The following is a 21,894-nucleotide window of genomic DNA, read 5'->3' as shown; positions in this document are numbered from 1 at the left end:
TATTATTTGAGCAACGGTTTGGGGAGGAGCCTGCGTACATAATACTGAAGTGAAGTAGAGACCTGTACGTCAGCAAGATAGAGATTATCTCATATAAAATACTTGTTTTATGAAAAAATTTAGCAGTAAATAAGAAACCGCTCCGAGTGAATAAATTTTCGTCGAAACGCGTTGTAGAAGCAAAGAAATCGCTTACTTTTCGGAATCACACTTTAACGTTATTCATCGTTTGGTCGAAAAAGTCATTACCCTCGACAATGTATCGCTCATCGACTTTCTGGGCGTAGAGAACCACACTATTAAAGAGGTGGCAGCTGCGTTTCCAATGAGCAAAATTATCTCGCGTGGCAACGAGATTCGTATTAAGGGCACAACGCCCGAAATTAGCCGCATCAGTGATATTCTGGACTCGCTGATGGATCATTACCAGAAATATGGGAAAATTACCCAGGAAAATGTCCAGAATTATATAAATCATAGCGGCCACTTGATAAATGGCAACGGAACTGTTCCGCCAGTACCGCCCAATGATGATGAGGTACTGGTATATGGTACGCGGGGCATAGTCGTCCGGGCGAGGACCGAAAATCAGAAACGTCTGGTCGAAGCCGCTGAGAAGTACGATTTAGTGTTTGCGATTGGGCCGGCAGGTACTGGAAAAACCTACACAGCGGTTGCGGTTGCGGTGCGGGCATTGAAAAACAAAGAGGTCAAGAAGATCATTATTACGCGTCCGGCTGTTGAAGCGGGTGAGAATCTGGGTTTTCTGCCGGGAGATTTAAAGGAAAAAATTGACCCCTATCTGCGCCCTATTTACGATGCACTTGATGATATGATTCCGGCTGAAAAACTGAAGTTTTACACCGAAAATCGAATCATCGAAATTGCACCACTGGCCTATATGCGTGGTCGAACGCTGAACAACGCCTTTATTTTGCTCGATGAAGCGCAGAATACGACCTCTATGCAGATGAAAATGTTTCTGACGCGGATGGGGCCAACCTCTAAGGCGATTATTACCGGCGACCGTTCGCAAATTGATTTACCCAATCGGCAAAAATCTGGTTTGGTAGAATCTGTTGAGATTTTGAAAAACATCAAAGGTATTGCATTTGTTGAGCTTGATGGCAGTGATGTGGTTCGTCACCGGCTCGTTCGCGAAATTATTTCGGCATATGATGAAGCCGGTAAATAATAGTCTGACAAAGTGTAAACGAACCGGCTGGCGTTGGCTGGCCGGTTCGTTTTTCTGTTTACTAACGTCCGTGTCTTGGGCGCAGACTACTGGCGAGGAGCTGCTTAACCGATGCGGGGTGGTTGAGCACGAGCGGATTCTACAACAGCGTAACCCCGCCCGATTGCAACAACTTACTGAGTTGAACCGCCTGATTAAGCAGGCCGAAACAAGTGGTAAGGCGCTGCGACAGGCGGCAGACGAGACTGTTTATCGCATTCCGGTTGTGGTTCATGTAGTACATAGCAACGCATCAGAAGCCATTGGCGGGACGAATAATGGTAATATTTCTAACGAGCAGATTCTCTCACAAATTCAGGTTCTGAACGAAGATTACCGGCGTAAAGAAGGTACGAATGGATACAATACCAGCGCTATAGGTGCCGATGCCCGTATTGAGTTTTTTCTGGCGACTACCGACCCAGACGGAAACTTTACGACTGGTATTACGCGACACTATTATGCACCGAAATCGTCCTTCAATGTTTTCAACGACGATGTGCTGCTCTCACAAATTGCGTACTGGCCCAGCAATCGGTATTTGAACATCTGGGTAACGAAAATTGATAGCTACATTGGCTATACACAGTTTCCGACGGCGGCAGATACCCTGAAAGGGCTACCTGGTTCGACGAATGAGTTCACCGATGGGTCAATTATTGACTATCGTTATTTTGGTAATAAAATCGGTACAGTCAATAGCTCGTCTTTGTATGCGTTAGGACGAACAGCCACGCACGAAATTGGCCATTGGTTGGGGCTAATTCATACCTGGGGCGATGGAAATGGCTGTAATGAGGATTATGTTGCCGATACTCCCCTTACGGAAGATAGGTCTGATGTCTCGCAGTTAACGACCTGTAAACAGACGTACTCAACCTGTATCAGCGGTAAACAAACGCGCGATCTTGTTGAAGATTACATGAATTATTGGCCCGATGCGTGCATGAATCTCTTTACAGCCGGACAGGTTGCCCGAATGCGCCTGGTGATGACATTAAGCCCGCGTCGGGTGCAACTGCTTAAATCAGTCTCCTCTCCCTTAGCTGAAACCGATGTGTTGACAATTAATGTATATCCAAATCCAACGACAACAAGTCCATCCCTTGATGTGCAGTTAAAGGGTTTTCAAACGTTTAGTGTTGATCTGTTCGACGCAACCGGGCGTCAGTTACGAACGGATACATATACAGACTCACCCAGTACCAGAGTTACCTTATCCGTAAATGGGTTGGCAACGGGTGTTTATATTGTTCGGGTCAAGACCGGCAGCGAAATTACCAGTAAGCGCTTGCTGGTGCACTAAGTAATGCGGGTGGTACTCCACTTTCTAGTCTAATTATACAGGCGGGTTGACACTCGCACTACTCAAGATATATGGTTAACGTTTTACCTATTTTGAACCCTGCCGACCTTGAGTCGGCTTTTGCTATTCGTCGACGGGTATTCGTGGAGGAGCAGCACGTTTCGGCTGAAGAAGAATATGATGAATTTGAGGATAGCAGCACTCATTTTCTAGCTCGTGCCGATGAAACACCATGCGGTACAGCCCGCTGGCGACGCACTTCGAATGGGATTAAGTTAGAGCGGTTTGCCGTTCTGGCCTCTTTTCGTGGGCAGGGTGTCGGCAAGGCATTAGTGAAAGCGGTTCTCGCTGATGTGTTTAGTCAGCAACCCGAACCCATCGAGCGAGTCTATCTTCATGCGCAGGTAACCGCTATGCCACTTTATACTGGTTTTGGGTTCATACCGGTCGGTCCTATGTTCGAGGAAGCTGGTATTCAGCATAACAAAATGGTACTGCCGGGGTCTGCTTACCCTAAAGAATGAAAGGCAACCCATTTGTGCGCTATGCAGCCGCCCTCATTGCAGGAGTTCTTTTATATGTTCAATTGCCTGATTGTCTGATAATCCCACTGGCTGCGTTGCTGGTGGGAGGGGGGTTACTCATTTGGGGCTTTGCCCGGAATACAGGTAAAGTTGTCAAGTCTATCCACGCTGCCCCAGGCATTGGTGGTTTATTGATTCTACTGGCTCTCGGTTGGGCTACTACCTATCAGCGCACCGCCATTAATCAGCCCGATAATATTGCTCACTTAACCGATACACTTCGAGCCTACGAAGGCGTAGTAGCTACTCAACCCGAAGAACGTGCCAAAACCTTTCGTGTTGAACTGAACATTCGTCGGGGAAAGTGGAGAAGTCGTGATGCCGATGAATGGCAACCGCTTAGTGGTCGGGTCATTGTTTACTTAGATAAGGCGGGTAGTCCGGTACCTCACTATGGTGAAGTATGGCTGGTCGCTGGTCCGCCCCGGCCCATCGATCCACCTTTAAACCCCGGCGAATTTGACTACAAACGCTACCTTAGTTACCGGAATATTTATCATCAGCAATACCTGCGAACCTTCGGACGAACGGTTCTTGCCATTGATCCACCCAGCCGCATTACCAATCTAGCCACTATTGTCAATCGTTGGGCCGATAGCGTTTTTACTCATCAAGTTGGTACCCGTGCCGAATATGGTCTTGTAAACGCCATGATTCTGGGCGTTCGCGACGATCTGGATACCGAATTATACCGGGCGTATTCAGCCGCCGGAGCCGTGCATATTCTGTCGGTGTCGGGGCTTCACGTCGGTATCCTGTTCACCGTAATGACGCTTCTGCTGGGTCTTCTGCCCAAGCGGCCACGAGGTGAAATCATGATAGCCGTGCTGAAATTGACGATTTTGTGGTTCTATGCCCTCATTACGGGTTTTTCACCTCCGGTGCTTCGGTCGGCGGCTATGTTTTCAATTCTCATAATAGCCACTGCGTCAGGTCGTCAACAGCAACTGGCTAATACATTAGGAGCGTCGGCCTTTTTTATTCTCTGTTTTGATCCCTACGCCTTGTTTTCGGCGGGCTTTCAGTTGTCATATTTGGCGGTGGTAGGTATTGGTATGTGGCAATCAGCACTCTACCAGTCCGTTACCTTTCGCTACAAGTGGGCCAACTGGCTTTGGAAACTTACTGCCGTTGCTCTTGTCGCTCAACTGATTACGTTTCCATTGGGCGTATTCTATTTCCATCAGTTTCCAACGTATTTTCTGCTGGCAAACCCAATAGTTATTGGTATGTCGGAACTATTGTTACCTCTGGCGATGGCAACGCTGGCTTTTAGTTGGATTCCCTACGTAAATGATGGCTTGGGCTGGCTGCTGCAAAAAACGGCCTGGTTGCTCAACTACGCGGTTACCCAAACGGGTCAGTTGCCAGGGGCTGCCTGGGATGGATTGTGGCTCTCGCAAGCGGCCATGATGCTGACGTATGCCGTTATTTTTTGTGGTGCTGCGCTGTTGCTGACACGTAACCGGACATACCTATGGGCAACGTGTACTTCGGCCATACTATTAGCAGGAGTGACCATTTGGAGCGATTACCAACAAGCTCACCAGCAACGGCTGGCTGTACATTTTTTGCCACACCGAACCGCGGTTAGCCTGACGAATGGATATCACAGTCTGTTAATAACTGATCTCGATTCAAACGATACGCGCTCTTTCGATTTTTACCTCAAAAATACTTTTGGGCAATGGGGCGTTTCGGATTTAGCCATTACGAATGCAAACCGAAACGTCGAATCAGCCGATTCGCTTCAACCTACTTCGGTCCATCACCAAACCCGCGATTATGCTTTGTGGGTTTGGCAGGGCAAAACGCTGTTGTTGGTTAACAAACTGAACGGGCCAAATCCCTGGCGTTTACCCGCGGTGGTGGACTACCTCATCATCCGGCGTAATGCCTTACGCGAGTGGAATCAACTCAATGGCCGGGTGGTAGCCCGTCACATCATCTTTGACGATTCCAACAAAACACCACTGACAGACAAGCTATTAGCCGAGGCTAAGGTCAGTGGTATTACCTGTTTCTCCGTTCGGCAGATGGGCGCGTATGTGGCTGAACTAGAGTGATTTCTAGCCAGTTGCATCGTTGTGGTTCGACGGGATAAAATCCACTAAAGGAGGGTGGCCTGAATCAAAACATTTTCCGATTCCTACCGCCCTCGTTTACGCGTTATCAACATAGTCCTTTTATCATCTATATACTCAATAAGGGACTTTTGCCGTCATTGACTGTATCATTACTTGATAACAGACCTTAGGTTAGGGTTGATTGACTCCCTTATTAGCTAGCGAATCTTTTTTCGGGGCAGGTGGACGCCAGCCGCCAATCTCCTTCTGCATATCACCTTTCTTGGATTGATACAGCGTCCATTGCTCCGGCGTAAGAATGGGGTGGAGTTTCTCTTCTTTTTCTTCGTTAAACATCAACATTACCTCCCGAACCTGCTTTATCGTTTCAGGCGAAGGACGGCCACCACCTGTACCAATAATGTCTTTAACCGCATCCTGTTGCTGGCTGGCATACTCATTGTTGAGCTGTTTTACCGATTTCGCCTGATCTTTCGTTAAGGCCAGGTTTTCTTTCAGCCATTTGGTTTCCTTCTGAGCCATATCTCCGGCAATATTCGGTATAGAGGCTCTTGGAGGGCTGCTAGGCATTCCCTGATTCATCCCTCCACCCATTCGGCGACCGCCCATTCCTCCACCCATGCCACCGCCCATTCCACCATACTGACCAAAGCTATGGCTACTGATGGATAGGCCTGCAATCAGGCTTAGGCAATACAACCACATATTTGTCTTGTTCATGATAGCTATTACAAATTAGTTTAGAAATAGTTAGTGTAAAAACATGGCAAAAATACGGGAAGTTATTGGGCTTTCAGAGGGCCAAAAGCCTTAAACTTTTTCGCTACACCAGCCGTTCTTTATTTGTATGGAAATACTCGAAAAAATCCGCAAGGCGTACACGGAGTACGTGCTCGAAAATGGGAAGCAACCCACCTCTGTTTTTCAGTTTGCCAAAAAACTGAAAATTGCCGAAGCTGAATTTTATCCTCATTACGCGTCTTTCGATGCTATTGAAGCCGACATTTGGCTGGCGTTTTTCAATGAAGCAAAAGCGACCGTCGAAGCCGATGAAACGTATCAGGGATATTCTGTTCGGGAGAAGTTACTCGCTTTCTACTATACATGGATCGAGTTGCTCAAAGCCCAGCGTAGTTTTGTGGTATATAGCTATGGCCGATTTGGTCCGTCAGCCCAGCGTCAGACTGCGGGACTAGGAGCGCGGGGTATGGTCTCAAAAACGCCCGTTTTATCTGTGTTTAAAGACGCATTTTTCGACTATTCCCGCGATTTGCTGGCCGAAGGCCGGGAAAGCAAAGAAGTTGAACCGCGCCCGTTTATAACAGACCGTTACCCGAACGCACTTTGGGGCCAAACACTTTATCTACTTGATTTCTGGGTGCGCGATGTGAGTAAGAATTTCGAAAAAACCGACTCTGCCATTGAGAAATCAGTTAACACCGCCTTCGATCTAATTGGCCGTTCGCCTTTAGATACCCTGTTCGACTTCGCTAAGTTTATGTACCAGAATAAGTAGGCGAACGAGCGAAAGCAGATTCTTTTGATACCCACGTTTTCGCTCGTTCATTCTTTCGCTGTATGAAAATTCAAACATCCGTTCCGACAAGTAAAGTTGCGCGTGCCAGTCAGTTTATGAAGGCTGGAGTAAAGGTTGGCGGTAACTATATTAAGCATTATAGTAAGAAGCTGATTGACCCCAGTTTGTCGAAAGACGAACTACATAAAGATAATGCCGCCGATATTTATGAGGCCCTAAGTGAGCTAAAGGGATCAGCGTTGAAAATGGCGCAGATGTTAAGCATGGACCGGGGCTTGCTGCCGGTGGCTTACTCGGATAAGTTTGCGATGGCTCAATATTCAGCACCGCCCTTATCGGGGCCGCTGGTTGTCAAAACATTTATAACATACTTTGGGAAATCACCCTCGCAACTGTTTGATAAATTCACCATCGAAGCTGTAAATGCTGCCAGTATTGGTCAAGTGCATCAGGCTTGGAAAGATGGAAAGAAATTAGCGGTGAAAGTGCAGTATCCGGGTGTGGCCGATGCTGTTAGTTCAGATTTGAGAATTGCCAAACCACTGGCCGTTCGATTACTGAACCTCAACGAGCGCGATATTGACCGCTACATGGGCGAAGTTGAATCTAAACTTCTGGAAGAGACAGACTACGAACTGGAACTGAAACGATCTATTGAAATTTCGGAAGCTTGTGCCCACATTCCAGACGTAGTATTTCCAAAATATTACCCTGAATTATCGTCAAAACGTATCCTGACAATGGACTGGCTCGACGGTATGCATTTGAAGGAGTTCATGAAGACGAACCCGTCACAGGATGTTCGTAATCAGATTGGGCAGGCGCTATGGGACTTTTATGATTTTCAGATTCACACGCTCCGCCAAGTTCACGCCGACCCGCATCCCGGCAATTTTCTGATGCGTCCCGATGGTTCGATGGGTGTCATTGACTTTGGTTGTGTGAAAGTCATCCCCGATTTTTATTATGATAATTACTTCCGGCTTGTCAATCCCGACACGCTTGAGGACCCTGTTCTGACTGAAGAAATTTTTAATAATCTGGAGTTTCTAACCCCGGAAGATTCACCGAAAGATCGAGTGTTTTTTTCTGATTTATTCAAAGAAATGACGCTGATGCTGGCTGAACCCTTTGCCGTTGATACGTTTGATTTTGGCGACGACAGGTACTTCAACAAGGTGTATGCGTTTGCCGAAGGATTAGCGAATGTACAGGAATTGAAAAACTCGAAAGTCGCCCGTGGGTCGCAGGATGGGTTGTACGTAAACCGAACATATTACGGGCTTTACGCTATGCTGAATGAACTCAAAGCCCGCGTTGTAACGACCAAGCCTGAGTGGTTGCGCTCAACGAAAGTTCTGGTCTAAAAGCGCACATTTATGTTGATTTACAGGAATGCCACAGCTTTATAGTTGTGGCATTCCTGTTTACAGCCTCTCTGCCGATTTGTAAATTCGCTCAACGATTTCCTGTAAAATTGCACCCTGTTCGGCAGTACAAACGTTCGATGGTTTCCCTTGGCAGGCATCCAGAAAAGCCGTCGTATTTTTTAATTGTATGTCAGTTTCTTCCAGATAAGGAAACTGAATGTCAGCCAGTTCGCCTGCTAATTCGGTATGTAGCGTAAACGGAAAAAGCTTTACACCACCTTTGCTACCAAAGATTTCCAGATTCCGGTCTTTATCGGCTTGCGTATTCAGCGCAAACGACGCTGATAACATAATCGACGCTCTATTTGGAAAGGTAATATAAGCCATAGCGGCATCTTCGACCTCGAATGTCTGCGGGTTCCAATCACCTAAAAGCCCTTTGCCTCCGGTCTTTCCAATGAAATCGTACGTGTTACCAAGAACTTGATCAGGAGTAGGGTAACCCAATGCACACAAGGCTAAATCGAGTACGTGAACGCCGAGGTCCATCAATGCACCACCGCCCTGCATTTCTTTATTCGTAAAATAACCCCAACCCGGAATACCCCGCCGACGGAGAAAATGAGCTTTGATGTGGTAAATATCTCCCAATAGGCCATCGGCTTGGCAACGCGTCAATAAGGCCCATTCGCTCGACTGCCGAAGTTGAAAATTATAGGCTAATGTCAATCCTTTCTGAGCTGCCAGATTAGCCATGTCGCGGGCGTTTTGGGCAGATATTGCCGGTGGCTTTTCGCAGAAAACGTGGCAATTATGTTCCAGTGCTTCCATTGTCTGCGGGTAGTGCAGATTGTTGGGTGTACAGATAATAACCAGATCAGGAGTGCATTGACGATACATTTCATGGGTATTGTCAAAGGCGTCGGCAATGCCGTGCTTATCGGCCAGGGCGCGGGCTTTTTCGAGATCGCGACTACAAACAGCTACGATAACCACCCGATCGGATAACTGTTTAAGTGCCGGAATATGATTGCTATCGGCAATGTGGCCCCCACCAATAATTGCTGCTCTGAGTAAGGTCATAGTTGTTGATTAGGCAGTAAATCTATTTGTCAGCCAACTTACTCACTGACCAGACGGTACACAATTATAGGCAAGGAAGATTTTCAACAACCTTGATTTGTTTGAGATGCACGTGAAGCTGACTGGTCTACAAATCTCAATATTTGGTTGCAGATTTCATTGAGTAGAGTAGGAGCGAACCTAGGTTTGCGTTACCAGTACTAGAACTTTTTGCTTCTCGGATGAAACTCACGCAGAGTCTGTTGTAAATAATCGCGGTCAAGGTGAGTATAGATTTCGGTTGTTGTAATTGACTCATGACCAAGCATTTGCTGCACGGCCCTTAGGTCGGCACCGCCCTCGATAAGATGCGTAGCAAACGAATGTCGGAAAGTGTGCGGGCTGATTGTTTTTTTGATACCTGCCTCCGACGCCAGCTTCTTAATAGTCGTGAAGACCGAAATACGCGAAAGCTGTCTGCCGCGTAGATTAAGGAAAATAGTGTCCTCGTCGCCCTTCTGTACATCCAGTTTGCCACGAACGTGTTCGACGTAGATGAGTGTGTAGTGCATGGCATCTTCCCCAATCGGCACCAGCCGAACCTTGTCCCCTTTGCCAATCACCCGCACAAAACCCGCATCAAAATAGCAATTGGTCAGGCGAAGGTTAAGCAATTCGGACACGCGAAGTCCCGAACTATACAGAATTTCGAGCATGGCACGATCACGGGTACCGCCGGGTGTCGATAGGTCAATTGCCGCCAGCATGTCTTCGATTTCGGGAAAACTGAGCGTATCGGGCAGCTTTCGGCCTAGTTTCGGGGCTTCAAGCAACTGGGTTGGATCGTGCTGAAGTAGGTTTTCAAGCAACAAATACTTAAAAAATGACTTTATTCCCGATAGCATCCTGGCCTGACTATGCGCTGATAAACCCAACTCGCCCAAATACATCAGGAAATTTATTAACTCCTTTTCCGTCACCTGCATAGGCGTTCGGTCGGGGTTTGTCAGCAGGATATATTCGTGAAGTTTTTCGGCATCGTGTAGATAGGCTTCCACCGAATTTTCGGCCAATGACCGTTCCAGTTTGAGGTAGTTCTTAAAAGCGTTTATATAACTTTGCCACATACGTAGTGCCGACCGTCTCGGTTGGCCAAATAACAAGTAAACAGTTTATAGCCAACTGAAAAAAGCGGCTCTACACAATGAAACAAATTCTCATCATTAACGGTCCGAACCTGAACCTGCTGGGCAAGCGCGAACCAACTATATATGGCAATCGCTCGTTCGTCGATTATTTGAAAACTATCGAAGAAATGTTCCCTGACGTGCAACTTCGCTATTTTCAATCGAATCATGAAGGTGAATTGATTGATAAAATTCACGAGTTGGGCTTTGACGTGGATGGCATCGTAATAAATGCGGGTGCTTATACGCATACCTCCATCGCCATTGCCGATGCACTCTCAGCCATAACAGCCCCGGCTGTGGAGGTGCACATTTCTAACGTACATGCTCGTGAGTCGTTCCGGCACCACAGTTATCTGTCGGCTAAATGTAAAGGTATTATTATTGGTTTGGGTCTGACGGGCTACGAAATGGCCGTGCGGTATCTGCTGAATTATAAAGTTGTATCATGATAACCTTTTATCCAGGTCCGTCTAAAGTATACCCGCAGGTAGCCGATTACGCGGTCGAGGCTGTGCGTCAGGGTATTGTAAGCCTAAATCACCGTAGCGCGGGCTTTATGGATATTGTGAAAGAAACCGTACGGCTGCTTCACGAAAAACTTGATATTCCGTCTGACTACCACATCGCTTTTGTTTCATCGGCAACCGAATGCTGGGAGATTGTAGCCCAGTCGCTTACGGCTGAATCCAGCTTACATCCGTACAGTGGCGCTTTCGGTAAAAAATGGGCGGAGTATGCCTATCGAATCAAACCGCCTGTTAGTCTGAACGAGGCAGATGTGTTGTGTATCGTTCAAAATGAAACCTCCAACGGTACGCAGGTCAATATGGAAACGCTGGCACAATTTCGGCGGGATTTCTCGGCCCTGATTGCCGTAGATGCTGTTTCCTCTATGGCCGGGATAACGCTCGACTGGTCGCTGGCCGATGTCTGGTTTGCTTCGGTTCAGAAATGTTTCGGTCTTCCGGCTGGATTGGCCGTACTGGTTTATTCGCCAGCCGCCCTCAAACGGGCGGAAGAAATTGGCGAGACTGCTCATTATAACAGTATTCTGTTTATTCACGAGAATTTCTCAAAATTTCAGACGCCGTATACGCCAAATGGGCTGGGTATTTATCTGCTCATGCGGGTGTTGCAGCAGGTGACGCCTATTGCTGACATCAGCGGTAGAACAAAGAAACGGGCGATTGAGTGGTATACGTTTTTTGAACAGGAAATGAAAGCATCACCCTTTACGGTGCTTATCAACGATCTGGCTCTCCGGTCCGATACAGTAATTGCGGTGCAAGGGTCTGAAACGGAGGTCAGTGCTATTAAAAAGGCAGCTCAGAAAATGGACATTATGCTTGGCAATGGGTATGGCGATTGGAAAAATACGACGTTCCGAATCGCTAACTTTCCAGCTATTACCGACGAGGAAATTGGAACCTTAAAGCAATTTCTTCGGTCATACTGAATTGTATCAGTCATGAACAGGTTGGCTACGGCCACCAGACAGGCTGTTCAGTCTTTTATTACTACTCAGACAGCCTGTTTGTACCACTACTCATGTTCAGCTTCAAAGAAATTGTTTCCGTTACACTCATCCTTTTTTCGGTTATCGACGTTGTCGGGTCATTGCCGGTAATTATAGATCTTCGCAAGAAAGCTGGTAAAATCGAGTCCGGGCAGGCTACCTTCGCATCGGGCGTTTTGATGATATCCTTTCTGTTTGTAGGCGAGCGGATTCTAAAATTATTCGGGGTTGATGTCGCTTCGTTTGCCGTGGCGGGTGCGCTGATCATTTTTCTGATCGGTCTGGAAATGATTCTGGGACGAACCATCTTTAAGTCGGAGGTAAGTACAGGTGGGGCCACGCACATTGTACCCATTGCTTTTCCACTCATTGCCGGAGCTGGTACACTGACAACGCTTATCTCACTTCGGGCAGAATACCAGACGATTAATATAGTCGTTGGTATCATCCTCAACCTGATTTTGATCTATGCCGTTCTAAAATCGTCGGGATGGCTCGAAACGCGGTTAGGGTCGGGCGGGCTGGAAGTGTTGCGCAAGATATTCGGGATTATTTTATTGGCAATTGCTATTAAGCTGTTCAAAACCAATCTAATCGCTGACTTCTAGAAGACAACTTTAACCCAAAGCCCCTGAAGGACAACCATCCGGGCTTTGGGGTTAACTAAGACTGGTCTTATGATCTGGGTGCCACGGACATACGCCCACCTCTGTTTACTTAAATTTTTGTATGCTATAATCTTTGGATTGTAGCAAGGCAGTATTGCCCATTGCGGCACTAATCTCTCCAATTCGCGCATTGAGCGTATAAATACTTCCATTTACGGCTACATTCGTAGTAGCCTGATTGTAACCAACTTCATCCGTCTTTACAATCGATGCGGTTTTCCAGTCATCCGTACTACGCACTTGAGCGACTCGACTGCCGCTACCCGTTACCACGTACAAATCCTGATTAAGTAAAGTCAGCCCGTCGCCGGGTAAAGTAGGCAGTTCACCCACTTCTGAAATGGCGTTATTATTATTCAAGTCAATTTTGTACAACTTCCCGGCCCCGGTTTGGGCCACGATCAGGTAGCCATTGGGATGATAAACAATTCCATTCAGGCCAAACGTAGCACTCGAAAATAAGGGATTGCTGACCAGAACGCTACCCTGCCCAGTCGATGTTACCTTATAAATGACGGGCGCAAATGAGTCGGTTACATAGACAGTTCCGTCGGGTTGTAGGGCTAAGTCATTAGCCAAATGACGGGGACTTGCATACAAATCGTCAAGGTCTACCCGACGCTCAAGCAGAAGACTATTGAGGTTAAATACCAACAGTTCGGCGGTTTTGGTGGCCGTTTGTGGTGTGCTTTTGATGGAAACACCCTGATCGCTGTTGCAGACAAATATATGTCCGTCGGCCACCTTGATTCCCATACTGCTAATCAGTTCGGGTGGCGTTATCAAATCGGTATAATTGCCGTTGATATCGACGGCACCAATTTTACCCTGAGTAATTGAGGAAACAAGGAATCTATCGAGTTGGGCCGAGTAGGCAATTCCCTCCGGATACTGGCGTTGAGCCACAAAATTAACTCGTTCGGGAAAGGAAGCATTTGGACTGAGTCTATGGTCTTCGCAAGCTACCAATCCTATACCAATAGCTACCAGAAAAATACTGAGTGTGTAATCTGTTTTCATACTGATTATGTTGAGTGAACACACGCCGAATAGGACGCTTTTTACTAATCGTCTGTAACCTAACTTTGTTCAGTGCTTTTTTAATGGATTCTTAACTGCCTTGTTGCCCGACATCAACTTCTGTGAAAAGGCTATCGGGCTAACAACACATGAATTTTACTAAAACAAGCAGATTCTCAAGGCTGTATATGGTCTATATGTTAATATTCCGGGCTTGCCGGTTTAAATTATAATGTCATAAAAATTCCCAGTAAATATTGTGTTTTACAGTACCAAACGAATTATAATTATAATATTTCCGTAAAACCAATAAGAAATACGGTTAAAAGGCCTATTAGCATTTATATTTTATTGTAAAGCCGTACTATATTTGCTGAAAGTATCGTAACAAAACCCTAATTCAATTCAATTCCACTGTAATCATGACAAAGGCGAAGTTAGAATACATTTGGCTCGATGGCTACAAGCCCACGCAAAGCCTGCGTTCCAAGACTAAGATTGAAGCTGATTTCTCGGGTGAACTCGAAGATTGCGCTATGTGGTCTTTCGACGGTTCTTCGACCCAACAGGCTGAAGGCGGTTCATCGGACTGTTTGCTGAAACCAGTTTACATCTGTCCTGATCCACAGCGTAAAAATGCCTTCCTCGTTATGTGCGAAGTGTTAAACGCCGATGGTACTCCCCACATTACCAATGGCCGCGCTACGATCGAAGACGACGATAATGATTTCTGGTTTGGTTTTGAACAGGAGTATTTCCTATGGGATATGGAAACGGATAAACCTCTTGGCTTCCCGGCTGAAGGTTTTCCAACACGCCCACAAGGACCTTACTATTGCTCAGTAGGTGCACAGAACGCCTATGGCCGGAACATCGTAGAAGAACATCTTGATGTGTGCCTTGATGCTGGTCTGAACGTAGAAGGTATCAACGCCGAAGTAGCCACGGGCCAGTGGGAATTCCAGATTTTTGCCAAAGGTGCAAAAGATGCTGGCGACCAGATTTGGATCGCTCGTTATCTTCTTGAGCGCATTGGTGAAACATATGACGTAGCTATCAACTGGCATTGTAAGCCTCTGGGCGACACTGATTGGAATGGTTCGGGTATGCACGCCAATTTCTCGAATACGGCGCTTCGTACATCGGGTAGCAAGGAAGTATATGATAAAATTTGCAAGTCGTTCGCGCCTGCAGCCATTATCAAGGAACATATCGCGGTGTATGGTGCCGATAACGAACTGCGCCTGACGGGTAAACACGAAACCCAGTCTATCGATCAGTTCTCCTACGGTATTTCTGACCGGGGTGCTTCAATCCGTATCCCCATCGCCACGGTAGAACGCGGCTGGAAAGGCTGGCTCGAAGATCGTCGGCCAAACTCAGCGGCTGATCCCTATAAAGTAGCAGCTGTAATCATCAAAACTGTTAAATCGGCTGACGTGCTGGAAGAAGCATAAGCCTGAATAAATACCCTGGTGAAGCCCGGTTACGTGAGTGACCGGGCTTTTTTATGCTACCCATTGTAATCCGTGCCGAAGGCGTGTAAGTTTGGTTAAATTTTAAACCTAAAAACGCCTAAACCTTATAATGTCTAATTTTCGTTTTAAAGCCCTTGAAATTGCGCAAAGTCGTCATGCGGTGCCGGTAGTTGCGCCCACCGAGCGCGTTGGTGATTTTTTTGGGAGTAATACGTTTAATAATGAGGTCATGCGGACGCTGCTCTCGCCCGAAGCTTATCTGAAAGTGACGGAGGCTATCAGCACCAACGGCCAGATTGACCGGACCATTGCCGACGAAGTAGCCAGTGCCATGAAATCGTGGGCTACTTCTAAAGGGGCCACCCACTACACACACTGGTTTCAGCCGTTAACGGGTGAAACAGCCGAAAAACACGATGCTTTTTTCGACATCACAGTAGATGGTAAAGCTGTTGAGAAATTTAAAGGGAGTGCGCTGGTTCAACAGGAACCTGACGCGTCGTCGTTTCCAAACGGTGGGCTTCGCAACACCTTTGAAGCGCGTGGGTATACTGGCTGGGACCCATCGTCGCCCGCCTTTCTGATGGACAATGGGGCAGGTGGTAAAACACTCTGCATTCCGTCGGTCTTTATTTCCTACACGGGGGAGGCTCTGGACTATAAAACGCCATTGTTGAAAGCCCTCAATGCCGTAGATAAAGCCGCTACCGCCGTTTGTCAGTACTTTGATCGGAACATTACGAAAGTGACGCCGACACTCGGGCCGGAGCAGGAATACTTTGTCGTTGACCGGGCTTTGTTCTACGCCCGACCTGATTTGGTGCTGGCGGGCCGTACGGTTTTTGGGCACGCGCCCGCCCGTGGACAACAATTGGAAGATCATTATTTCGGGTCAATTCCGCCCCGCGTCAATGCGTTCATGGTCGATTTTGAATTTGAGTCGATGAAGCTTGGAATGCCTGTCCGGACGCGCCATAATGAAGTAGCACCGGGTCAGTTTGAGGTAGCACCCACCTTTGAAGAGGTCAATCTGGCCGTCGATCACAATGCCCTGCTGATGGATTTGATGGAAAAAATATCGGAGAAGCATAACTTAAAAGTGCTTTTTCACGAGAAACCCTTTGCCGGGGTTAATGGCAGCGGCAAACATAACAACTGGTCAATGGGGACTAATACGGGTGTTAATCTATTGGCTCCCAGTACGAAACCTAAAGAAAGTTTACGCTTCCTGACCTTTCTGGTGAACGTAGTAAAAGCAGTTCACGACAACGCCGATTTGCTTCGTGCCAGCATTGCATCAGCCGGAAACGAACATCGGCTTGGCGCTAACGAAGCTCCCCCCGCCATTGTCTCCATATTTTTGGGTGAGTCGCTTACGCAAGCCCTCAACGACTTAGAGACAAAATCAGAAGTGACTGTCAACAAGGGCGATAACGTATATTATAAGCTTGGTCTGAATCGCATTCCAAGTCTGATGCGCGACAATACCGACCGTAACCGTACCTCACCGTTTGCTTTCACCGGGAATAAATTTGAGTTTCGGGCGGTAGGCAGCGCGGCTAACTCGGCCTCAACAATGACCGTGTTGAATGCTATTGTGGCCGATCAGCTAAACAGGTTCAAAACTGATCTCGACGCGCGACTTGCCAAAGGAGAAAAGAAAGAATTGGCCATTGTCGATATCTTAAAAGAATACTATACAAACTCGAAGCGGATCCTGTTTGAGGGAAACGGGTACTCCGATGAATGGGTGGAAGAAGCCGCAAAACGGGGCTTGTCGAACATTAAATCGTCGCCCGAGGCATTAGGTATTTTTGTGAAACCCGAATCACTGGCCCTGTTTGAGCGAACAGGGGTTATGAATCATGCTGAGGTAGAGTCACGATACGAGATTGAACTCGAAAAGTACATCAAAAATGTGCAGATCGAGTCGCGGGTAATGGGCGATCTGGCCATGAACCATGTCGTGTCAACCGCGCTGAAATACCAGAATAATCTGGCCGAGACAGCTCGTAACTTAGCCGGATTAGGTATGGACGCTGAAGCCGAACCCATCAAGGATATACTACGCGAAATTTCGACCCGCGTGATCGTTATCAAAAAGGGGGTAGAGGCTATGATTGCATCGCGTAAAAAGGCCAATAACGTGACTGACACCGCCGAGCGGGCAAAACTTTATGCAACAGAAGTAAAAGATCACTTCGACATAATTCGCTATGAAGTGGATAAACTCGAAGAAATCGTGGATGACGAAGACTGGCCGTTGGTGAAATATAGAGAGCTATTGTTTGTAAAATAAATACACACCAGGTGGTTAAGTAAGCCATATCTTATGGCCTGCCTAACCACCTGGTGTGTTGATGAATAAAATGTTTTAGCGATCTAAACAGAATGACTTCGACCGAATTTTAGCCTTAGCGCAGGTCGTTAAAATCGAACTATTTTTTGTTGCCTTGTCGATCTGCGCTATCGTATAACCCCAGCTTAATTTCTTTTAAATGCCCATTTCGATTCAAACTATTCTCCGCGAACTCACTAAAATACCCCATCGGGGAACGGCAACCCCAAACGAAACTGAAGCCGTCCGACTGTTGCAAACGTACTTGTCAACAATGGGTGCAAGCGTGCGTAAGGAGCCTTTTCAAACGCCCAAAACGTATGCCACAATTATTTATTGGCTAACTGGAGGATTGTTAATCGGGCTAGCTTTATTGCCGGTCACGGGTGTAGCCATTGGCCTGGTCTGGTATTTTGTGTGGTTGACCTGGTTGTATTTCAATTGGCGGTACTCGTTCATTGTCAAGTTCCCCGCTCAACATACGGCGTATAACATTATCGGGCATTGGCCCGCTAGTGGGGCCGTGGAAAGTAGACAAAAAGTGATTCTGATGGCCCATTACGACACTGCTCCCATCTCGTGGCTTTACGGGCCGAAACAACAGGCTAATTTCAGATCGTCGCTCATTATCTCGCTAAGCCTGACGCTACTGGCCGGGGTGGCGGCTCTAGCTGAAGTTGCCGGCGCTGGCCTACCGTATATCATCTATCTACGTTACACATTGATGGTCTATTTTGTCGGGCAAGCGATTATCGTCACGGCTGGCTACTGGCTCAAAGGCTACGCTAATGGAGCAAACGATAACGCAACGGGTGTGGCGGCTGTTCTGGCTACCGCTGACCGACTCCGGCAAACTAACCTTCCTAATCTGGATATAGAGGTTGTTTTGACCAGTGCCGCCGAAGTCGGGATGGTTGGAGCCTATTACTATGTCGAAGCACATAAACGAAAATGGAACCGGGCTCAAATGATGGCCATTAATTTCGATACGCTTGGGGCGGGAAAACTGACGGTTGTAGAGAAGACGGGTACGCTCGAAACGATACACTACCAAAACGAACCGACCCGATTGGCGCGTCAGCTACTTGCAACCGATGACTTTAGAGATCGTGCGCAGGTTGGGCAATGGCACACCGCCGATTTTGACAGCATCTGGTTCGTGCGGAATAAAATACCTGTTCTGGCTTTGTGCGCCCTAGACACTGATGGCCAGATGCCGCGTATCCACCAGCCTAACGATACGCTTGATCATATAGATCTGGCACCTATCGATGCGGCCATTGATCTCGCTGAAGTGGTTGTAATGCAATGGATTACAGCTAGTAACGCATAAACTCTAATGGTATTTAGCAAAAAGGGTAGTCCTATTGTTGAGCTGTTTCATCGTGGTCAGTACCTTTACCTACACGTACTTTTGGCTTCGTTTGCGTACCCGTGATGGTCATAGGGATTCCCAGGATACCTAATGGTGGAAGGCCAAGTCTGAATGTTAAATTCAGCCGACCGTCCAGCCCTACCTTTCCTTCCAGCCGGGGGCGGAAGCCAGCAACGCGCATTTTGGTCCGCTCAATTATGATCGTATTGTGGGCAATTGTAGACTTGATCGTAATATCGGCTAAGTCTGGATTACTAATATTATGTCCGGTTTTAGTACTTACCGCGCCAAACAGGCGAAAGCCATTCATTTTTACTTTCCGAACGGATAACACACCACCCCCTGTGAGCGACGGATAAATGGGTTGCATCGACGCATCCAGATTTCCCTGCAATTGGTAGTCTACTGAAATTAACCCCTCGGCATTGGCCGCTGACGTAGCCAAATCACGGAACAAAGAAATTTCGTGGTAGGCCCGTTGAATATCAAAATCGCTGGCTTTGATATGGTAATTGAACGCAGCCTGTTTGGGCGATAGACTCTGATAGGTAGCATCCATCATAACGGGCGTACCAATTAATGTGAAGCCGGTTTGCTGGAGCTTGATCCGACCACTATCAACCACCATTTGGCCTTTGGCATTTTGAAGTACTAAACCAGTATAATTCACCTTTTGGACAGCCACCTTGACGTCAACGGATAGATTGTCCGGAACAATTATTACGCCCGATGGCTGTATCTTTTTGGTAGCCGCCGTCGGTGATTTAGGGGCAAAAGCCATAAATTCATCTACATCAATAGCCTTGCTTGTCAGCATAAAACTGCCTCGAAGCGGTGCCTGACGCTTAGTAAGATAATCAACCAGATTGGTAAGATAGCCATTCATATCTACCGTAGAAGTGCCGTATGTAGCTCTAAACTGGTCAAACCACACCTTATCCTGTGCGAAGCGAAACAGGCCGGTTTTGATCTGAAAAGGCAAGGGAAACAGGTCAGAGGAAAGCGTTAGCTCCCGAACCAGCATCGTCCCTTTAGTAGAAAGCCGATCATACTGACCGGCCATCGCGTCTTGTTGATTGCCCCGCAGTGATAAATCCGTTTTGATCGTACCTTTTACATCATATCCCGGTTGGGCCACCACGCCATATAGTTTTCCTATATCGACGATGCCCCGCGATGTGATGGCGTAAGTCAGGTTATCGAAATTGCGCAGAGTAGCCTGTAAATGAAATGGTTGTCCCTCAAACCAGAATGAAACTGGAGTTAGGGCAACATGTAGTGTACGCAATGACGGTGTTCGGCTGTGCACACTGGCGCGGACCTGAATACGCTCCACCGGGTGTGCGTAGTATTTGGTTTGAATGGAGCCATCCCTAAGTTGGAAGGTAGCATTGGTAACGGGAAACTGACGTTCAGCGGGTTTGTACTGACCCTTTGCTTGTGCCTGAACGATCATGTCGCCGGTTAGCTTCAGACTATCGAGGGGATAAAACGAGTTGATTTCGGCTAAGTGAACGAGAGCCTGCACATTCGCATCAATTGATAAGCCGTTGGTGTTGTTGATTTTGATGAATCCACTGACCACATTTTTCAGTGCTTTAGCCCGTAGGTTTTCCAGCGCTACATGAGCGTGCCGGTAATTGTGGTCGGGACAGGCGGCACCAAGGGTGAAGTTTATATCACGAATCGGTTGGGGTAGAGATGCATATTTGAAGTAACCATTTGACAGTGAGGATGTCATGGTAAAGCTCGGAATGCTGGTAATTACCCGTTCTATTTTGCGTAGGCTGGTGCGTTTAAGCGCAGTCGCAAATGTGCCGTCGGCCTGCAAGTGTAATTTATATAGTCCTTTCACATCAAAGGATGGAAGGCCAAAGGCTTTATCCCACTTCTCCAGGTCAATATCACTGTCGATGACGGTATGAATGGTTGGTTTACTAAGCCCCTTCAACCGCAACCGTGAAGCCAAGAAGCCATTATCAATCGTAAAATAGAGCGAATCCAACGTCAGATCCAGTTCTTCAGGGTTTAATTGAGGGATTTTTACGGCTAAATCGAGCCATAAATTCTTTACCGGCGAGGGTGCTTTTTCGTAGGCCACAAAGCCATTTCGCAGCTTGACGTTAAGTTGTAAATCAGGCTTGGTATTCGTAGCCGCGATATATTGCCCTTTCAACGAGGCCGTAAACGCCCCGAAGCCCTGTATGTCGGTTTTAGCCGACCACCGCAAAAGCTCAGGCGGCAAGGCCGTAATAATATTTTGAAGATCGGTTTCAACGCATTTAGCATTGAAATCCATACTATACCCGTTGCGTAAGAAAACAAATTTTCCATTAAACTGAACCGGCAGCTTATTGATTTTCAGGTCGTTTCTGGCAAATCCCAGGGCCAGTGAATTCGTATTTATCTGCGTGATCAGATCGGCATCAATGCGCTTTCCCAATACGTAGGGCTGATGGTCGTAATACAGATCGACAAAATCAATGTGGGTGTGCGTGTATAAATCAAAAATCGCTTTGCTCAAATCTCCTTTTCCCTCGTAGAATACCCCTTTTGCCCGAATCAACATTGGAATTGACTGGTCATTGTAAACTATATTGGTGCGCTCAATTTGTATTTTTTCGATGGTTAGGGCAGTAGCACTGTCGCTGCTAGGAGTAGGTGACGAATCAGACGAAGCTGCATATACGTTATAATTGGCTCGCCCTTGTTTGTCTACCTGAACATTGATTATGCCATCGGTCATGAATAAGTTGTCAATGATAATACGCTGGTTGAATAGGCTGGATAGATCGACACCCAATCCGATTTCGCGGGCTGCCAGCAATGTATCGTGCTGAAATGGCGCTGAACCATTGAGCGAAATGTTGTAGAGAGTTAACGTTAGATTGGGGAAGTGCGAGAAAAATGACAGGGTCGCGTGCGAAAAAGTCAATTTCCCTTTAAGATGGCTAGCTGTCCAGCCGTTAATCTTTTCGGTAAAAAAACCTGGGAATAAGTAAGGTAACAGGCCGATTAGCAAGATTGCACTGCCTAAGCCGAGACTAACTCGTTTAAGCACCGTTGGTACGGATTTCGGAACAAATTTCATTAGTAGTGGAATGGGATGTGTTGCCAACGAATGCCGGA

Annotated in this window: 17 protein-coding genes; 12 read left to right on the top strand and 5 right to left on the bottom strand. The window is 47.1% G+C overall.

Annotation, left to right across the window (positions count from 1 at the left end):
* Positions 1-229: 229 nt before the first annotated feature.
* The 4 genes from ACFS25_RS22255 (at position 230) to ACFS25_RS22240 (ending at position 5,190) form a co-directional block, all read left to right on the top strand.
* On the top strand, positions 230-1,195 hold the full coding sequence (locus tag ACFS25_RS22255) for a PhoH family protein (RefSeq protein WP_381505394.1): 966 nt from the start codon (positions 230-232) through the stop codon (positions 1,193-1,195).
* Positions 1,176-2,540, top strand: a complete 1,365-nt coding sequence (locus ACFS25_RS22250; protein ID WP_381505392.1) for a M43 family zinc metalloprotease — start codon at positions 1,176-1,178, stop codon at positions 2,538-2,540. The genes ACFS25_RS22255 and ACFS25_RS22250 overlap by 20 nt, the downstream gene beginning before the upstream one ends.
* Positions 2,541-2,611: 71 nt before the next feature.
* The gene (locus tag ACFS25_RS22245) at positions 2,612-3,064 is read left to right on the top strand and encodes a GNAT family N-acetyltransferase (RefSeq protein WP_381505390.1); all 453 of its coding nucleotides are present in this window, start codon (positions 2,612-2,614) and stop codon (positions 3,062-3,064) included.
* The gene (locus ACFS25_RS22240) at positions 3,061-5,190 is read left to right on the top strand and encodes a ComEC/Rec2 family competence protein (protein ID WP_381505388.1); all 2,130 of its coding nucleotides are present in this window, start codon (positions 3,061-3,063) and stop codon (positions 5,188-5,190) included. Before ACFS25_RS22245 ends, ACFS25_RS22240 begins: the two co-directional genes overlap by 4 nt.
* A 192-nt stretch (positions 5,191-5,382) precedes the next feature.
* On the opposite strand, the gene ACFS25_RS22235 is transcribed toward ACFS25_RS22240, so the two are convergent.
* Positions 5,383-5,931 (bottom strand): hypothetical protein, encoded by a 549-nt coding sequence (locus tag ACFS25_RS22235; RefSeq protein ID WP_381505386.1) that lies wholly within the window; start codon positions 5,929-5,931, stop codon positions 5,383-5,385.
* A 127-nt stretch (positions 5,932-6,058) separates the two neighbouring features.
* On the opposite strand from ACFS25_RS22235, the gene ACFS25_RS22230 reads away from it, so the two are divergent.
* Complete coding sequence (locus ACFS25_RS22230) at positions 6,059-6,727, top strand: TetR/AcrR family transcriptional regulator (protein ID WP_381505384.1); 669 nt, start codon at positions 6,059-6,061, stop codon at positions 6,725-6,727.
* Between the two features lie 62 nt (positions 6,728-6,789).
* The gene (locus ACFS25_RS22225) at positions 6,790-8,115 is read left to right on the top strand and encodes an ABC1 kinase family protein (RefSeq protein WP_381505382.1); all 1,326 of its coding nucleotides are present in this window, start codon (positions 6,790-6,792) and stop codon (positions 8,113-8,115) included.
* 60 nt (positions 8,116-8,175) lie between these two features.
* On the opposite strand, the gene ACFS25_RS22220 is transcribed toward ACFS25_RS22225, so the two are convergent.
* Both ACFS25_RS22220 and xerD read right to left on the bottom strand, forming a co-directional pair.
* Positions 8,176-9,201, bottom strand: coding sequence for a Gfo/Idh/MocA family protein (locus ACFS25_RS22220; protein ID WP_381505380.1), 1,026 nt, complete (start codon positions 9,199-9,201; stop codon positions 8,176-8,178).
* A gap of 200 nt (positions 9,202-9,401) precedes the next feature.
* Positions 9,402-10,307 (bottom strand): site-specific tyrosine recombinase XerD, encoded by a 906-nt coding sequence (gene xerD / locus ACFS25_RS22215; protein WP_381505378.1) that lies wholly within the window; start codon positions 10,305-10,307, stop codon positions 9,402-9,404.
* A 77-nt stretch (positions 10,308-10,384) separates the two neighbouring features.
* Between xerD and aroQ the strand changes: the two genes are divergently transcribed.
* The 3 genes from aroQ to ACFS25_RS22200 all read left to right on the top strand — a co-directional run bounded on the left by aroQ (position 10,385) and on the right by ACFS25_RS22200 (position 12,494).
* Positions 10,385-10,819, top strand: a complete 435-nt coding sequence (gene aroQ, locus ACFS25_RS22210) for a type II 3-dehydroquinate dehydratase (protein ID WP_381505376.1) — start codon at positions 10,385-10,387, stop codon at positions 10,817-10,819.
* Positions 10,816-11,826, top strand: coding sequence for an aminotransferase class V-fold PLP-dependent enzyme (locus ACFS25_RS22205; RefSeq protein WP_381505374.1), 1,011 nt, complete (start codon positions 10,816-10,818; stop codon positions 11,824-11,826). Before aroQ ends, ACFS25_RS22205 begins: the two co-directional genes overlap by 4 nt.
* Positions 11,827-11,918: 92 nt before the next feature.
* On the top strand, positions 11,919-12,494 hold the full coding sequence (locus ACFS25_RS22200; protein ID WP_381505372.1) for a MarC family protein: 576 nt from the start codon (positions 11,919-11,921) through the stop codon (positions 12,492-12,494).
* A 105-nt stretch (positions 12,495-12,599) separates the two neighbouring features.
* On the opposite strand, the gene ACFS25_RS22195 is transcribed toward ACFS25_RS22200, so the two are convergent.
* Positions 12,600-13,574, bottom strand: coding sequence for a gluconolaconase (locus tag ACFS25_RS22195; protein ID WP_381505370.1), 975 nt, complete (start codon positions 13,572-13,574; stop codon positions 12,600-12,602).
* A 422-nt stretch (positions 13,575-13,996) separates the two neighbouring features.
* Here ACFS25_RS22195 and ACFS25_RS22190 point away from each other — a divergent pair, with 422 nt between their 5' ends.
* The 3 genes from ACFS25_RS22190 to ACFS25_RS22180 all read left to right on the top strand — a co-directional run bounded on the left by ACFS25_RS22190 (position 13,997) and on the right by ACFS25_RS22180 (position 18,723).
* The gene (locus ACFS25_RS22190; RefSeq protein WP_381505368.1) at positions 13,997-15,031 is read left to right on the top strand and encodes a glutamine synthetase beta-grasp domain-containing protein; all 1,035 of its coding nucleotides are present in this window, start codon (positions 13,997-13,999) and stop codon (positions 15,029-15,031) included.
* Positions 15,032-15,161: 130 nt separating this feature from the next.
* Complete coding sequence (locus ACFS25_RS22185) at positions 15,162-17,351, top strand: glutamine synthetase III family protein (RefSeq protein WP_381505365.1); 2,190 nt, start codon at positions 15,162-15,164, stop codon at positions 17,349-17,351.
* Between the two features lie 199 nt (positions 17,352-17,550).
* Positions 17,551-18,723, top strand: coding sequence for a M28 family metallopeptidase (locus ACFS25_RS22180; protein ID WP_381505364.1), 1,173 nt, complete (start codon positions 17,551-17,553; stop codon positions 18,721-18,723).
* 31 nt (positions 18,724-18,754) lie between these two features.
* On the opposite strand, the gene ACFS25_RS22175 is transcribed toward ACFS25_RS22180, so the two are convergent.
* Positions 18,755-21,856, bottom strand: a complete 3,102-nt coding sequence (locus ACFS25_RS22175) for an AsmA family protein (protein WP_381505362.1) — start codon at positions 21,854-21,856, stop codon at positions 18,755-18,757.
* Positions 21,857-21,894: the final 38 nt, after the last annotated feature.

It is taken from the genome of Spirosoma flavum, assembly GCF_042686045.1.
In the GTDB taxonomy this organism is placed as follows: Bacteria; Bacteroidota; Bacteroidia; order Cytophagales; family Spirosomataceae; genus Spirosoma; species Spirosoma flavum.
This window is presented reverse-complemented; position numbering and strand designations above follow the sequence as displayed.